Source organism: Pseudomonas sp. CFBP13509, from assembly GCF_005233485.1.
Classification (GTDB): Bacteria; Pseudomonadota; Gammaproteobacteria; order Pseudomonadales; family Pseudomonadaceae; genus Aquipseudomonas; species Aquipseudomonas marginalis.
Map to the genome: position 1 here is coordinate 187,140 of NZ_QGAA01000009.1, position 14,537 is coordinate 201,676.

The following is a 14,537-nucleotide window of genomic DNA, read 5'->3' on the forward strand; positions in this document are numbered from 1 at the left end:
CCGGTCGCGTACATCGCTTCTTGTAGGAGCGAGCTTGCTCGCGAAAAACGTCAACGATAACGCGTGCTTCCTGAATGAACGCGGCGCTTGTGAGTTTTTCGCGAGCAAGCTCGCTCCTACAAAAAGCCTTAAGCCCCCTCCCACAGTTTTGAGTTGTGGGTATCGGTTATTCGTGTGCAGCCACACCCTTGAGGTAAGGCGCCGGGGCTGCGCCGAGGTTGTTCAACATGCGCTCGCTGTACCAGTCCACGAAGTTCACCACGCCGAACTCATAGGTCTTGGAGTACGGGCCAGGCTGGTAGGCGGTGGAGTTGATCCCGCGCTGGTTCTCTTCGGCCAGGCGACGGTCCTGGTCGTTGGTGGCGTCCCACACCTGGCGCATGCGCTCCACGTCGTAGTCCACGCCTTCAACGGCGTCCTTGTGCACGATCCACTTGGTGGTGACCATGGTTTCCTGGGCACTGATCGGCCACACGGTGAACACGATGATGTGGTCGCCCATGCAGTGGTTCCACGAGTGCGGCAGGTGCAGGATGCGCATCGAGCCCAGGTCGGGGTTCTTGATGCGGCCCATCAGCTTGGCGCAGCCCTGCTTGCCGTCCAGGGTCATCGACACGGTGCCCTTGAGCAGCGGCATGCGCACGATGCGGTTACGCAGGCCGAAGCTTGCGTGGGCGTAAGGGATCTTCTCGGCGTCCCAGGCGGCTGCAGAGGCGGCTACGTGGTCCTTGAACGCCTGGTCGGCGCGTGGGTCGGTGACGTCGTCCCATTCCAGCAGGGTTTTCAACAGTTCGGGGTGCGACGCGTTGCAGTGGTAGCACTCGCGGTTGTTTTCCAGCACCAGTTTCCAGTTGGCCTTCTCGAACAAGGTGGTCTGGATCGCCACCTTGGTGTTTTCCATGTCGTACGGTTCCATGTAATGGTTCAGCGTCGACAGGAAGTCATCGATGGCCGGCGGGTTTTCGGCCAGGCTGATGAAGATGTAGCCACCGGCGGTCTTCACGTTCACAGGCTTGAGGCCGTACTGCTTCATGTCGAAGTCGGCACCCATCTCGGTGCCCGCGAACAGCAGGCGCCCGTCCAGCTCGTAGGTCCACTGGTGGTAGTGGCACACGAGCTTGGCGACTTTGCCTTTGTCGCTGGTGCACAGGCGCGAACCCCGGTGGCGGCAGACGTTGTGGAACGCATGCACCACGCCTTCGGCGCCACGGATCACGATGATCGGGTTCTTGCCGATTTGCAGGGTCAGGTAGTTGCCCTTGGCGGGAATTTCGCAGGTCATGCCGGCGATCAACCACTCTTTCTGGAAGATCTCCTGCATATCGATATCAAACAGCCGCTCATCAGAGTAGAACGGCTGCGGCAGCGAAAACGTGCGCTCGCGCTCTTGCAGCATTTGCGCGGTGGCCTTGCGTGCGGGTTCCAGCGGATCGCCCAAGCTTAAGGTTGCGGTGACGTCCATCGTGTGTGTCCTCAAGGCCATTCTGTGTGGCCGACGAATAGTGGCTGATCAGGTTTGCAGCAAGGCGTAAAGAAAACGTCGTTGTTGGGAGCGAGTGTGGGGCTGCTGATGCGCCGAACCTTATCCATGAGCGACATGGCCCACTCTGTTCCCGACGCGCAACCCCCGTGGCATGGGGGCTGGTCGCGATAAGTATGTGAATGTCGCAGATAGGTAAATGGGCGGTTCCCGCGTTACGCAGAATCGCCACCATAAGGCCGACGTCGGCGGTGGAGAACAACATGTCCAATAATTTCCTGAATCCGGTAACCACCCAGACCTGGGCCAATGGTCGGCACATCGTCCGTTGCGTCAAAGTCATCCAGGAAACCTGGGATGTGCGCACCTTCTGCTTTATGGCCGACCAGCCGATCCTGTTCTTTTTCAAGCCGGGGCAGTTCGTCACCCTGGAGCTGGAGATCGAGGGTCAGCCGATCATGCGCTCGTACACCATTTCCAGTTCGCCGTCGGTGCCCTACAGCTTCTCGGTGACCATCAAGCGTGTGCCGGGCGGCAAGGTGTCCAACTGGCTGCACGACACCCTGCATGAAGGCCAGGAATTGGCGGTGCACGGGCCGGTCGGGTTGTTCAATGCCATCGACTTCCCCAGCCCGAAAGTGCTGTACCTCAGTGGCGGCGTGGGGATCACGCCGGTGATGTCCATGGCGCGCTGGTTCTACGACACCAACGCCAACGTCGACATGACGTTTATCCACAGTGCCCGCTCGCCCAAGGACATCATCTACCACCGCGAGCTGGAGCATATGGCGTCGCGGATCGACAACTTCAGCCTGCACCTGATCTGTGAGAAGCACGGCCTGGGTGAGCCTTGGGCGGGTTATCGCGGTTACCTGAACCACAAGATGCTCGAACTGATGGTGCCCGACTTCCTTGAGCGCGAAGTGTTCTGCTGCGGCCCGACGCCCTACATGAATGCGGTGAAACGCCTGTTGGAAGTCGCCGGTTTCGACATGGCGCGCTACCACGAGGAATCCTTCGGCGCTACGCCGCCGGAAGCCCGCGCCGACGCGGTGGAGCAGGCCGAGCAAGCGGCGGATGCCCCGGAAATCGACCTGGCGGATCTGCATCAGGTGGAGTTCATCGCCTCGGGCAAGAGCATTCGCGTCGCCCCTGGCGAGACCGTCCACGCAGCGGCGGCCAAGCTTGGTCTGTTGATTCCAAAGGCCTGCGGCATGGGGATTTGCGGGACGTGCAAGGTGATGAAGCTGGGCGGTGAGGTGGAGATGGACCACAACGGCGGGATTACCGAGGAAGACGAAGCCGAAGGCTACATCCTGTCGTGCTGCAGCGTACCGAAGGGCGATGTGCGCATCGAGTTCTGATTGCTCGAGCAGGCACAACACAATCCAAATGTGGGAGGGGGCTTGCTCCCTCCCACATTTGTTTTATGCACATCAGTGAGTCATTGTCAGGCGCCCATGACTTCGCGGATGTCTGCGGCCAATTCTCTTACTCGCTCTTCGTCGGTATCCCACGCGCACATGAACCGCGCACCGCCTTTGCCGATGAAGGTATAGAAGCGCCAGCCCTTGGCCGTCAGCGCGGCAATCGCCGGTTCCGACAGTTGCAGGAACACACCGTTGGCCTGCACCGGGAACATCAACTCCACACCGGGAATATCCGCCACCAGGCTACTGAGCAATTGCGCGCAGTGGTTGGCGTGGCGCGCATGTTTGAGCCAGGCGTCGTTTTCCAGCAGTCCCACCCAAGGGGCGGACAGGAAGCGCATTTTCGAGGCCAGCTGGCCGGCCTGTTTGCAGCGGTAGTCGAAGTCTTCCGCCAGTTTGTGGTTGAAGAACAGGATGGCTTCACCCACGGCCATGCCGTTCTTGGTGCCGCCAAAGCACAACACGTCCACTCCGGCTTTCCAGGTCAGGTCGGCGGGTGAGCAGCCGAGGAACGCACAGGCGTTGGAAAAGCGTGCGCCGTCCATGTGCAGGTTCAGCCCCAGTTCCTTGCAGGTAGCACTGATGGCGCGGATTTCTTCCGGGGTGTAGACGCTGCCGACTTCGGTGGCCTGGGTCAGGGTCACTACGCGGGGTTTGGGGTAGTGGATGTCCTGGCGCTTGAGGGCGATCTCGCGGATCGATTCCGGGGTCAGCTTGCCGTTTTCGGTGCGGGCTGTGAGCAGCTTGGAGCCGTTTGAGAAAAACTCCGGCGCGCCGCATTCGTCGGTTTCGACGTGGGCGGTTTCCGAGCAAATCACGCTATGGTAGCTCTGGCACAAGGAGGACAGCGCCAGGGAGTTGGCGGCCGTACCGTTGAAGGCGAAGAACACTTCGCAGTCGGTTTCGAACAGGTTGCGGAAACCGTCGGCGGCGCGGTGGGTCCATTCATCATCACCGTAGGCACGTTGATGACCCTGGTTGGCTTGTTCCATGGCGGCCCAGGCTTCGGGGCAAATGCCCGAATAGTTGTCACTGGCGAATTGTTGGCTCTTGTCGGTCATGGCCCATTCCTGTGGTCGATGTTGGTGCGCACTGTAACCAAGATGGTTGGCGCTGCGCACGCACTGTAAATGCAAAGTCACTGGGGAATTATGCACGGTTCTGAAACGATGCCTGTCGGACGCGTCCGTGATGGCGCTTTGGATTTGCTCAAGTGGCTGGCGCTGCTGAGCATGGTGCTGGACCACCTGCGTTATGTCGGTCTGAGCCTCGATAGCCTGTATGTGCCGGGGCGCCTGGCGTTTCCGTGGTTTTGCCTGGCGATTGCGGCGAACCTGCACCGGGCCCGAAATGCGCCGGTGACCGGCCAGTGGCGCTACCTGGGCTGGCTGCTGCTGTTCAGCGTGATCAGCGAAGTGCCGTATCGGCTGTTTATCGAGGACGCCGATACGTTGAACGTGCTGCCCACCTTGGCGTTGGGGCTGCTGGTTGCCCGAGGATGGCAGCAGAAGGCGTTTTTTGATCGAGGATTGGCGTTGATCGCCGTCACGATAGCGGCGGTATTTTCGTCGCACTTAATGTTCGGTTTCTTTGGTGTGTTGCTGCCACTGGCGATGTTGCTGGTGTTTCGTCGGCCTTGGTACTTCAGTGTGTTGCCAGGATGGGTCTGCGTGGCCGCCAACCAATGGCAGATCCTGCTCAATAGCGCCACGCCAGTGGCGCTCCTGGGATTGGTCGCGTGTCTGATCGCGCCGTTGGCGGGCTTGGTCTTATTGCGACATGCCAAAAATGTCTCGCCACCGCCTATGCGCCGCTGGGCGTATGCCTTATATCCAGTGCATTTCCTCCTGCTGCTACTGGTCCGTCAGATCATCGCCTGACCCCCTCCCACACAAGCCCTATTCCACATTTATTTCGTGGCGCTCCTCTAATGTCGTAAACGCACCTTTGCGTGGCGTGCGCAGGCATTTGGCCTGTCTGCGCCAGCCCTACCATCGCATCAAAGGGCCCTGCACGGGCCTCAACAATACGAAAGGCTGGGAGAGACGCGATGTTCAGCAAACAAGACCAGATCCAGGGATATGACGACGCACTGCTGGCGGCCATGAACGCCGAGGAGCAGCGTCAGGAAGATCATATCGAGCTGATCGCGTCGGAGAACTACACCAGCAAGCGTGTGATGCAGGCCCAGGGCAGCGGCCTCACCAACAAATACGCCGAAGGCTACCCGGGCAAGCGCTACTACGGTGGCTGCGAGCACGTGGACAAGGTCGAGGCCCTGGCCATCGAGCGCGCCAAGCAGTTGTTCGGCGCCGATTACGCCAACGTGCAACCGCACTCCGGTTCGTCCGCCAACAGCGCCGTGTACCTGGCGCTGATCAACGCGGGCGACACCATCCTGGGCATGAGCCTGGCCCACGGCGGTCACTTGACCCACGGCGCCAAAGTGTCGTCCTCGGGCAAGCTGTACAACGCGGTGCAATACGGCATCAACACTGACACCGGCCTGATCGACTACGACGAAGTCGAGCGTCTGGCCGTCGAGTGCCAGCCGAAAATGATCGTGGCCGGTTTCTCCGCCTACTCCAAGACCCTGGATTTCCCACGCTTCCGCGCTATCGCTGACAAAGTAGGCGCGCTGCTGTTCGTCGACATGGCCCACGTCGCCGGCCTGGTCGCCGCCGGCCTGTACCCAAACCCGCTGCCGTACGCCGATGTGGTCACCACCACCACCCACAAGACCCTGCGCGGTCCCCGTGGCGGTCTGATCCTGGCCAAGGCCAACGAAGAGATTGAAAAGAAACTCAACGCCGCCGTCTTCCCTGGCGCCCAGGGCGGCCCGCTGATGCACGTCATCGCCGGCAAAGCGGTGTGCTTCAAGGAAGCGCTGGAGCCCGGTTTCAAGGCCTACCAGCAGCAAGTGATCGATAACGCCCAGGCCATGGCCAGCGTGTTTATCAAACGCGGCTACGATGTAGTGTCCGGCGGCACCGATAACCACCTGTTCCTGGTCAGCCTGATCCGTCAGGGCCTGACCGGCAAAGAGGCGGATGCCGCCCTCGGTCGCGCCCACATCACCGTCAACAAGAACGCCGTGCCGAATGACCCGCAGTCGCCGTTCGTGACCTCGGGCCTGCGCATCGGCACCCCGGCGGTGACCACGCGCGGTTTCAAGGTGCCGCAGTGCATCGAGCTGGCTGGCTGGATCTGCGACATCCTCGACAACCTCGGCGACGCCGACGTCGAGGCCAACGTGGCCAAGCACGTGTCTGCCCTGTGCGCTGATTTCCCGGTTTATCGCTGAGCGCGGTTTTGGAGTAATGACTATGCAACGCTACTCGGGCTTCGGCCTCTTCAAGCACTCCCTCAGCCACCACGAAAACTGGCAGAAGATGTGGCGCACGCCGACCCCGAAAAAGGTCTACGACGTGGTCATCGTCGGCGGCGGCGGGCATGGTCTGGCGACGGCTTACTACCTGGCGAAAGAGCACGGCATCACCAACGTGGCCGTGGTCGAGAAAGGCTGGTTGGGCGGCGGTAACACCGCGCGCAACACCACCATCGTGCGTTCCAACTACCTGTGGGACGAGTCGGCGCACCTGTACGAACACGCGATGAAATTGTGGGAAGGCCTGTCCCAGGACCTGAACTACAACGTGATGTTCTCCCAACGTGGCGTCTACAACCTGTGCCACACCCTGCAGGACATCCGTGATTCCGAGCGTCGCGTCAGCGCCAACCGCCTGAATGGCGTGGATGGCGAGCTGCTGAATGCCAAGCAAGTGGCCGACGAGATTCCGTATCTGGATTGCTCGAAAAACACCCGTTACCCGGTACTCGGTGCCACCGTGCAACGTCGCGGCGGCGTGGCTCGTCACGATGCCGTGGCCTGGGGCTTTGCCCGCGCCGCCGACGCACTCGGCGTGGACCTGATCCAGCAGACCGAAGTGATCGGCTTCCGCAAGGAAAACGGCGTGTGCATCGGTGTGGAAACCAACAAGGGCTTTATCGGCGCCAAGCGCGTCGGCGTGGTGACCGCCGGTAACTCCGGGCACATGGCCTCGCTGGCGGGCTTCCGCCTGCCGATCGAATCCCACCCGCTGCAAGCGTTGGTGTCGGAGCCGATCAAACCAATTATCGACAGCGTGATCATGTCCAACGCCGTGCACGGCTACATCAGCCAGTCCGACAAGGGCGACCTGGTGATCGGCGCCGGTATCGACGGCTACAACGGCTACGGCCAGCGCGGCTCGTACCCGGTGATCGAACACACCATCCAGGCCATCGTCGAGATGTTCCCGGTGCTGTCGCGGGTGCGCATGAACCGTCAGTGGGGCGGCATCGTCGACACCACGCCGGATGCGTGCCCGATCATCTCCAAGACCCCGGTACCGAACATGTTCTTCAACTGCGGTTGGGGCACCGGTGGCTTCAAGGCCACGCCGGGCTCAGGCAACGTATTTGCCGCCAGCCTCGCGAAGGGTGAAATGCACCCATTGGCGGCGCCTTTCTCCATCGACCGTTTCCACAACGGTGCGTTGATCGACGAACACGGTGCTGCGGCCGTCGCCCACTAACAGGAGAAATTCCCTATGTTGCATATCTTCTGTCCTCACTGTGGCGAACTGCGCTCCGAAGAGGAATTCCACGCGTCCGGCCAAGCGCACATCCCGCGCCCGCTGGACCCGAATGCCTGCACCGACGAGCAGTGGGGCGACTACATGTTCTTCCGCGATAACCCCCGTGGCCTGCACCACGAACTGTGGATTCACGCCGCCGGTTGCCGCCAGTACTTCAACGCGACCCGCGACACCGTGACCTACGAAATTCTTGAAACCTACAAGATCGGTGAGAAGCCTCAGTTCACCGCCAAGGCCTCTGGAGAGAAGGTATGAGCCAGATCAATCGCCTGTCCAACGGTGGCCGGATCGACCGTAACAAAGTCCTGACCTTCAGTTTCAATGGCCAGAGCTACAAAGGCTTCGAGGGCGACACCCTGGCCGCTGCTTTGCTGGCCAACGGCGTCGATATCATCGGCCGCAGCTTCAAGTACTCGCGCCCGCGGGGCATCTTTGCCGCCGGTGCCGAAGAGCCGAACGCCGTGCTGCAGATCGGCGCTACCGAAGCCACGCAAATCCCTAACGTGCGCGCCACGCAACAGGCGCTGTACCAGGGCCTGGTCGCCACCAGCACCAACGGCTGGCCGAGCGTCAACAACGACATGATGGGCATCCTCGGCAAGGTCGGCGGCAAGCTGATGCCGCCGGGCTTCTACTACAAAACCTTCATGTACCCGCAATCGTTCTGGATGACCTACGAGAAGTACATCCGCAAGGCCGCCGGCCTGGGGCGCTCGCCGACCGAGAACGATCCGGACACCTACGACAACTTCAACCGTCATTGCGACGTGCTGGTGGTCGGCGCCGGCCCTGCCGGCCTCGCCGCTGCACTGGCTGCAGCACGCAGTGGTGCGCGGGTGATCATTGCCGATGAGCAGGAAGAGTTCGGTGGTTCGCTGCTCGACTCCCGCGAAAGCCTCGACGGCAAGCCGGCCACCGAGTGGGTCGCCAGTGTCATCGCCGAACTGAAAGCCCTGCCGGACGTGGTGCTGCTGCCCCGCGCCACCGTCAACGGCTACCACGACCATAACTTCCTGACCATCCACGAGCGCCTTACCGACCACCTCGGTGACCGTGCGCCGATTGGCGTGGTGCGCCAGCGTATCCACCGTGTACGTGCCAAGCGCGTGGTGCTGGCCACCGGTGCGTGCGAGCGTCCGCTGGTGTACGGCAACAACGATGTGCCGGGCAACATGCTGGCCGGTGCGGTCTCCACTTACGTGCGCCGCTACGGCGTGGCACCGGGCAAGAAACTGGTGCTGTCGACCAACAACGACCATGCCTACCGCGTTGCATTGGACTGGCTGGATGCGGGCCTGCAAGTGGTGGCAGTGGCCGATGTGCGCCACAACCCACGCGGTGCACTGGTTGAAGAAGCCCGCGCCAAAGGTATTCGGATCCTCACCGGCAGCGCCGTGATCGAGGCCCGTGGCACCAAGCGCGTGACCGCTGCGCGTATCGCCGCGATCGACGTCAAGGCGCACAAAGTCACCAGCCCCGGCGAATGGCTGGACTGCGACCTGGTGGCCAGCTCCGGCGGCTACAGCCCGGTGGTCCACCTGGCCTCGCACCTGGGCGGCAAGCCGACCTGGCGCGAAGACATCCTCGGGTTTGTACCGGGCGAAGCCCCGCAGAAACGTGTGTGCGTCGGTGGCATCAACGGCGTCTACGGCCTTGGCGATTCCCTGGCCGATGGTTTTGAAGGCGGCGTGCGCGCCGCCAGCGACGCCGGTTTTGCCCCGGTGGAAGGTACGCTGCCAAAAGCCTTGAGTCGTCTGGAAGAGCCGACCCTGGCGCTGTTCCAGGTGCCTCACGAGAAAGCGACCGCACGGGCGCCGAAGCAATTTGTCGACCTGCAAAACGACGTCACCGCCGCTGCCATCGAACTGGCCACCCGCGAAGGTTTCGAGTCGGTGGAACACGTCAAGCGCTACACCGCGCTGGGCTTCGGCACCGACCAGGGCAAGCTCGGTAACGTCAACGGCCTGGCGATTGCCGCGCGCTCGCTGAACGTGACCATCCCGCAGATGGGCACCACCATGTTCCGCCCCAACTACACGCCGGTGACCTTCGGCGCGGTGGCGGGCCGGCACTGTGGGCACATCTTCGAGCCGGTGCGCTACACCGCCCTGCAAGCCTGGCACGTGAAAAACGGCGCCGAGTTCGAAGACGTCGGCCAATGGAAACGCCCGTGGTACTTCCCGCGCAACGGTGAAGACCTGCACGCCGCGGTGAAACGCGAATGCCTGGCCGTGCGCGACAGCGTCGGCCTGCTGGATGCGTCCACCCTCGGCAAGATCGATATCCAGGGCCCGGATGCCCGTGAGTTCCTCAACCGCATCTACACCAACGCCTGGACCAAGCTCGACGTGGGCAAGGCGCGCTACGGCCTGATGTGCAAGGAAGACGGCATGGTCTTCGACGACGGCGTTACCGCCTGCCTCGCCGACAACCACTTCCTGATGACCACCACCACCGGCGGCGCCGCCCGTGTGCTGCAGTGGCTGGAAATCTACCAACAGACCGAATGGCCGGACCTCAAGGTGTACTTCACCTCGGTCACCGACCATTGGGCGACCATGACCCTGTCCGGCCCCAACAGCCGCAAGCTGCTGGCGGAAGTCACCGACATCGACCTGGACAAGGACGGCTTCCCGTTCATGACCTGGAAAGAAGGCCTGGTGGGTGGCGTACCGGCGCGGGTGTTCCGTATCTCGTTTACCGGTGAGCTGTCGTACGAAGTCAACGTGCAGGCCGACTACGCCATGGGCGTGCTGGAACAGATCGTCGCGGCCGGCAAGAAGTACAACCTGACCCCGTACGGCACTGAAACCATGCACGTACTGCGGGCCGAGAAGGGCTTCATCATCGTCGGCCAGGACACTGACGGCTCGATGACCCCGGACGACCTGAACATGGGCTGGTGTGTCGGTCGCACCAAGCCGTTCTCGTGGATCGGCTGGCGCGGCATGAACCGGGAAGACTGTGTGCGTGAAGAGCGCAAGCAACTGGTGGGCTTGAAGCCGATCGACCCGAACGTGTGGCTGCCGGAAGGCGCGCAACTGGTGTTCGATCCGAAGCAGACGATCCCGATGAAGATGGTCGGTCACGTCACCTCCAGCTACGCGCACAACTCCCTGGGTTATTCGTTTGCCATGGGCGTGGTCAAGGGTGGCTTGAAGCGCATCGGTGAGCGGGTGTTCTCGCCCCAGGCGGATGGCAGCGTGATCGAGGCGGAGATTGTGTCTTCGGTGTTCTTTGATCCTAAGGGTGATCGGCAGAACATCTGATAGACCGCGGCGCGGCCATCGGGAGCAAGTCGAATCGTCGCACCGCCCCTCCCACATTTTGATGTGTGAATACTTTCAAATGTGGGAGGGGGCTTGCTCCCGATGAGGCCATCAGCCTCACAACAGAATTCAGGAAAGGTGCTCCATGACAGCAGCCAATGTTTACCAGCAACGCCCCACCTCCGGTGCCAAGGCCGAGTCGTCGCTGCACCATGCCGACCTCGCCAGCCTGGTCGGCAAGGGCCGCAAGAACGCCGGCGTGACCGTGCGCGAAAAGAAATTGCTTGGTCATCTCACGATCCGTGGCGACGGCCATGACGCGGCCTTCGCCGCCGGTGTGCACAAGGCCCTGGGCATCGAACTGCCTGGCGCCCTGCAGGTCATCGTCAAAGGTGAAACCAGCCTGCAATGGCTCGGCCCGGATGAGTGGTTGCTGATCGTGCCAGGCGGTGAGGAATTCGCCGCCGAACAAAACCTGCGCGCCGCCCTGGGTGACCTGCATATCCAAGTCGTCAACGTCAGCGGCGGCCAGCAGATCCTCGAACTCAGCGGCCCGAACGTGCGCGATGTGCTGATGAAGTCCACCAGCTATGACGTGCACCCCAACAACTTCCCGGTGGGCAAGGCGGTGGGCACGGTGTTCGCCAAGTCGCAGCTGGTGATTCGCCATACCGCTGAAGACACCTGGGAGCTGGTGATTCGTCGCAGCTTCTCGGATTACTGGTGGTTGTGGTTGCAGGACGCCTCGGCCGAATTTGGCCTGAGCGTTCAAGCCTGATATGACCCTGTAGGAGCGAGCTTGCTCGCGAAAAACGTCAACGATAACGCGCGCATCCTGAATGAACGCGGCGCCCTTGGATTTTTCGCGAGCAAGCTCGCTCCTACAGTAAGCAGCATCGCTGTATGAGGAGTTAACTGTAATGAGCCGCGCACCCGATACATGGATTTTGACCGCCGACTGCCCCAGCGTGCTCGGCACGGTGGACGCGGTTACCCGCTACCTGTTCGAGCAGGGCTGTTACGTCACCGAGCACCATTCGTTCGATGACCGCCTCTCGGGCCGGTTTTTTATTCGCGTGGAATTCCGTCAGCCGGATGGCTTCGACGAACAGGCGTTCCGCGACGGCCTGGCCTCGCGGGGTGAAGCCTTTGGCATGATCTTCGAGCTGACGGCGCCGAACTACCGGCCAAAAGTGGTGATCATGGTCTCCAAGGCCGATCACTGCCTCAACGACCTGCTGTACCGCCAGCGTATCGGGCAACTGTCGATGGACGTGGTCGCGGTGGTGTCCAACCATCCCGATCTCAAACCTTTGGCCGACTGGCATCAAATTCCCTACTACCATTTCCCCCTCGACCCTAACGACAAACCGTCCCAGGAGCGTCAGGTGTGGCAAGTGGTGGAAGAGACCGGCGCCGAACTGGTGATCCTTGCGCGTTACATGCAAGTGCTGTCGCCGGAGCTGTGCCGCAAGCTGGACGGCAAGGCCATCAATATCCACCACTCGTTGCTGCCGGGGTTCAAGGGCGCCAAGCCGTATCACCAGGCGTACAACAAGGGGGTGAAACTGGTCGGTGCCACGGCGCATTACATTAACAACGACCTGGACGAAGGCCCGATCATCGCCCAAGGTGTGGAGGTGGTGGATCACAGTCACTATCCCGAGGATTTGATTGCGAAGGGGCGGGACATCGAAGGGTTGACCTTGGCCCGGGCCGTTGGGTATCACATTGAGCGACGGGTGTTTTTGAACGCCAATAGGACTGTGGTGCTCTGACTGCTCCCGATGAGGCCCTTACAAACAACGCAATAACAGCATCTGTACCCGAGCACTTAAACGCGCTGCCCACCCAAAAGGGCAACGCAGTTCCATAAAAACAACAGCGAGGTGAAAGCATGTCTGGTAATCGTGGTGTCGTGTATCTCGGCAACGGCCAGGTCGAAGTACAGAAAATCGACTATCCCAAAATGCAGGATCCCCGTGGCAGGAAGATTGAGCACGGCGTCATCCTGCGCGTGGTCTCCACCAACATCTGCGGGTCCGACCAACACATGGTGCGCGGCCGCACTACTGCCCAGACCGGACTGGTGCTCGGTCACGAGATCACCGGTGAAGTGATCGAGAAGGGCAGCGACGTCGAAAACCTGAAAATCGGCGACCTGGTTTCCGTACCCTTCAACGTCGCCTGCGGCCGCTGCCGCTCGTGCAAAGAGCAACACACCGGCGTGTGCCTCACCGTCAACCCGGCCCGTGCCGGTGGTGCCTATGGCTACGTCGACATGGGCGACTGGACCGGCGGCCAGGCCGAGTACGTGCTGGTGCCGTACGCCGACTTCAACCTGCTGAAACTGCCGGACCGTGACAAGGCCATGGAGAAAATCCGTGACCTGACCTGCCTCTCCGACATTCTCCCCACCGGCTACCACGGCGCCGTCACTGCCGGCGTCGGCCCTGGCAGCACCGTGTACATCGCCGGTGCCGGTCCGGTCGGCCTGGCGGCTGCCGCGTCTGCACGCCTGCTGGGTGCCGCGGTGGTGATCATCGGCGACGTCAACCCGATCCGCCTGGCCCACGCCAAGGCCCAGGGTTTTGAAATTGCCGACCTGTCCACCGACACCCCCCTGCACGAACAAATCGCCGCGCTGCTCGGCGAGCCCGAAGTGGACAGCGCCGTCGACTGCGTAGGCTTTGAAGCCCGCGGCCACGGCCACGACGGCGTCAAGGCCGAAGCCCCGGCCACAGTGCTCAACTCACTGATGGGCGTGGTGCGCGTGGCGGGCAAGATCGGTATCCCTGGCTTGTACGTCACCGAAGATCCAGGTGCTGTGGATGCCGCCGCGAAAATGGGCAGCCTGAGCATCCGCTTCGGCCTGGGCTGGGCAAAATCCCACAGCTTCCACACTGGGCAAACGCCGGTGATGAAGTACAACCGCCAACTGATGCAGGCGATCATGTGGGACCGTATCAACATTGCCGAGATCGTTGGTGTGCAGGTGATCAGCCTGGATGACGCGCCACGTGGGTATGGCGAGTTCGATGCGGGCGTGCCGAAGAAGTTTGTGATTGATCCGCATAAGTTGTTTAGTGCGGCGTAAATCCCAGGCATACGAAAACCCAAATGTGGGAGGGGGCTTGCTCCCGATAGCGTTCAGTCAGTTACCTATTTGCTGGCTGACTCAACGCCATCGGGAGCAAGCCCCCTCCCACAGTGGGTTGTGGTGTTTGGAACATCAGCGGTTGGCCAAAGCCCCCTGATAGACGGTCGGTCCCGTCGGTTGCTTGCTCACTGAGCCGCCTTTGCTCTCCGCACTCACCATCAATTCCACCGGTTTGCTGATCGAGGCCTGCTGCCTCGGGTTCAAGCCGATGATGCCCTCGCCATCCTTTGGTATCAGTCCAAGTGACACGGGCTTGCCGCCGTCGGGTATCGCCCACAGTTCCAGGCTCTGGTCCGGCGCGGGTGCGGTGATGGCGATGGGTTGCACTTCCAGGTAATCCTTGTGCGCCATGATCTGCGCCGCCGGCTGTTGGGTGGTGGTGATCAGGGTGGCGGCGGACTTGACGTTGTCCTGGGTGTAAAACGCGCCGCCGAGGCCGGCGACTATGGCCACGCACACACCGATAAACAGACGGGGGCGGCTCCAGAAGGGGGGCTTGGGCTCAATCACTTGGGGACGGGTCGCGCTCATAGGGCTGTTTCCTGGCAAGTTTTTGAC

The 14,537-nt window shown here is 61.6% G+C and carries 12 protein-coding genes; 9 read left to right on the forward strand and 3 right to left on the reverse strand.

Annotated elements, in window-relative coordinates:
* Window positions 1-166: 166 nt before the first annotated feature.
* Window positions 167-1,462 carry a glycine-betaine demethylase subunit GbcA gene (gbcA, locus tag PspCFBP13509_RS17055; RefSeq protein ID WP_065925443.1) on the reverse strand — a complete coding sequence of 432 codons (1,296 nt, stop codon included), beginning with the start codon at window positions 1,460-1,462 and terminating at the stop codon, window positions 167-169.
* Window positions 1,463-1,743: 281 nt separating this feature from the next.
* Between gbcA and gbcB the strand changes: the two genes are divergently transcribed.
* Window positions 1,744-2,844, forward strand: coding sequence for a glycine-betaine demethylase subunit GbcB (gbcB, locus tag PspCFBP13509_RS17065; RefSeq protein ID WP_065925442.1), 1,101 nt, complete (start codon window positions 1,744-1,746; stop codon window positions 2,842-2,844).
* Window positions 2,845-2,930: 86 nt separating this feature from the next.
* On the opposite strand, the gene PspCFBP13509_RS17070 is transcribed toward gbcB, so the two are convergent.
* Window positions 2,931-3,971 (reverse strand): threonine aldolase family protein, encoded by a 1,041-nt coding sequence (locus tag PspCFBP13509_RS17070; RefSeq protein WP_027605982.1) that lies wholly within the window; start codon window positions 3,969-3,971, stop codon window positions 2,931-2,933.
* Window positions 3,972-4,061: 90 nt separating this feature from the next.
* Between PspCFBP13509_RS17070 and PspCFBP13509_RS17075 the strand changes: the two genes are divergently transcribed.
* The 8 genes from PspCFBP13509_RS17075 to fdhA all read left to right on the forward strand — a co-directional run bounded on the left by PspCFBP13509_RS17075 (window position 4,062) and on the right by fdhA (window position 13,916).
* A complete protein-coding gene (locus PspCFBP13509_RS17075; protein WP_137212388.1) occupies window positions 4,062-4,790 on the forward strand; it encodes a TraX family protein in 729 nt (242 codons plus the stop codon).
* Between the two features lie 170 nt (window positions 4,791-4,960).
* Entirely contained in the window at window positions 4,961-6,214 is a 1,254-nt protein-coding gene (glyA, locus tag PspCFBP13509_RS17080; protein ID WP_137212389.1) for a serine hydroxymethyltransferase, read from the forward strand.
* Window positions 6,215-6,236: 22 nt separating this feature from the next.
* Window positions 6,237-7,487, forward strand: a complete 1,251-nt coding sequence (locus PspCFBP13509_RS17085) for a sarcosine oxidase subunit beta (RefSeq protein ID WP_010207084.1) — start codon at window positions 6,237-6,239, stop codon at window positions 7,485-7,487.
* A 15-nt stretch (window positions 7,488-7,502) separates the two neighbouring features.
* Window positions 7,503-7,805: a sarcosine oxidase subunit delta gene (locus PspCFBP13509_RS17090; protein WP_003194855.1), complete on the forward strand. Its 303-nt coding sequence runs from the start codon at window positions 7,503-7,505 to the stop codon at window positions 7,803-7,805.
* The gene (locus tag PspCFBP13509_RS17095) at window positions 7,802-10,819 is read left to right on the forward strand and encodes a sarcosine oxidase subunit alpha (RefSeq protein ID WP_027605978.1); all 3,018 of its coding nucleotides are present in this window, start codon (window positions 7,802-7,804) and stop codon (window positions 10,817-10,819) included. Before PspCFBP13509_RS17090 ends, PspCFBP13509_RS17095 begins: the two co-directional genes overlap by 4 nt.
* A gap of 145 nt (window positions 10,820-10,964) precedes the next feature.
* On the forward strand, window positions 10,965-11,597 hold the full coding sequence (locus tag PspCFBP13509_RS17100; RefSeq protein ID WP_027605977.1) for a sarcosine oxidase subunit gamma: 633 nt from the start codon (window positions 10,965-10,967) through the stop codon (window positions 11,595-11,597).
* A 142-nt stretch (window positions 11,598-11,739) separates the two neighbouring features.
* Window positions 11,740-12,597, forward strand: coding sequence for a formyltetrahydrofolate deformylase (gene purU / locus PspCFBP13509_RS17105; RefSeq protein ID WP_065925438.1), 858 nt, complete (start codon window positions 11,740-11,742; stop codon window positions 12,595-12,597).
* Between the two features lie 119 nt (window positions 12,598-12,716).
* On the forward strand, window positions 12,717-13,916 hold the full coding sequence (gene fdhA, locus PspCFBP13509_RS17110; protein WP_053130983.1) for a formaldehyde dehydrogenase, glutathione-independent: 1,200 nt from the start codon (window positions 12,717-12,719) through the stop codon (window positions 13,914-13,916).
* Between the two features lie 135 nt (window positions 13,917-14,051).
* Here fdhA and PspCFBP13509_RS17115 read toward each other — a convergent pair whose 3' ends face one another.
* Window positions 14,052-14,510, reverse strand: a complete 459-nt coding sequence (locus PspCFBP13509_RS17115; protein ID WP_065925437.1) for an anti-sigma factor — start codon at window positions 14,508-14,510, stop codon at window positions 14,052-14,054.
* Window positions 14,511-14,537 lie beyond the last annotated feature (27 nt).

Bases quoted from the DNA above. Each gene is read 5' to 3' on its own strand.
- gbcA (WP_065925443.1), bottom strand. From the start codon at position 1,462: ATGGACGTCACCGCAACCTTAAGCTTGGGCGATCCGCTGGAACCCGCA.
- gbcB (WP_065925442.1), top strand. From the start codon at position 1,744: ATGTCCAATAATTTCCTGAATCCGGTAACCACCCAGACCTGGGCCAAT.
- PspCFBP13509_RS17070 (WP_027605982.1), bottom strand. From the start codon at position 3,971: ATGACCGACAAGAGCCAACAATTCGCCAGTGACAACTATTCGGGCATT.
- PspCFBP13509_RS17075 (WP_137212388.1), top strand. From the start codon at position 4,062: ATGCACGGTTCTGAAACGATGCCTGTCGGACGCGTCCGTGATGGCGCT.
- glyA (WP_137212389.1), top strand. From the start codon at position 4,961: ATGTTCAGCAAACAAGACCAGATCCAGGGATATGACGACGCACTGCTG.
- PspCFBP13509_RS17085 (WP_010207084.1), top strand. From the start codon at position 6,237: ATGCAACGCTACTCGGGCTTCGGCCTCTTCAAGCACTCCCTCAGCCAC.
- PspCFBP13509_RS17090 (WP_003194855.1), top strand. From the start codon at position 7,503: ATGTTGCATATCTTCTGTCCTCACTGTGGCGAACTGCGCTCCGAAGAG.
- PspCFBP13509_RS17095 (WP_027605978.1), top strand. From the start codon at position 7,802: ATGAGCCAGATCAATCGCCTGTCCAACGGTGGCCGGATCGACCGTAAC.
- PspCFBP13509_RS17100 (WP_027605977.1), top strand. From the start codon at position 10,965: ATGACAGCAGCCAATGTTTACCAGCAACGCCCCACCTCCGGTGCCAAG.
- purU (WP_065925438.1), top strand. From the start codon at position 11,740: ATGAGCCGCGCACCCGATACATGGATTTTGACCGCCGACTGCCCCAGC.
- fdhA (WP_053130983.1), top strand. From the start codon at position 12,717: ATGTCTGGTAATCGTGGTGTCGTGTATCTCGGCAACGGCCAGGTCGAA.
- PspCFBP13509_RS17115 (WP_065925437.1), bottom strand. From the start codon at position 14,510: ATGAGCGCGACCCGTCCCCAAGTGATTGAGCCCAAGCCCCCCTTCTGG.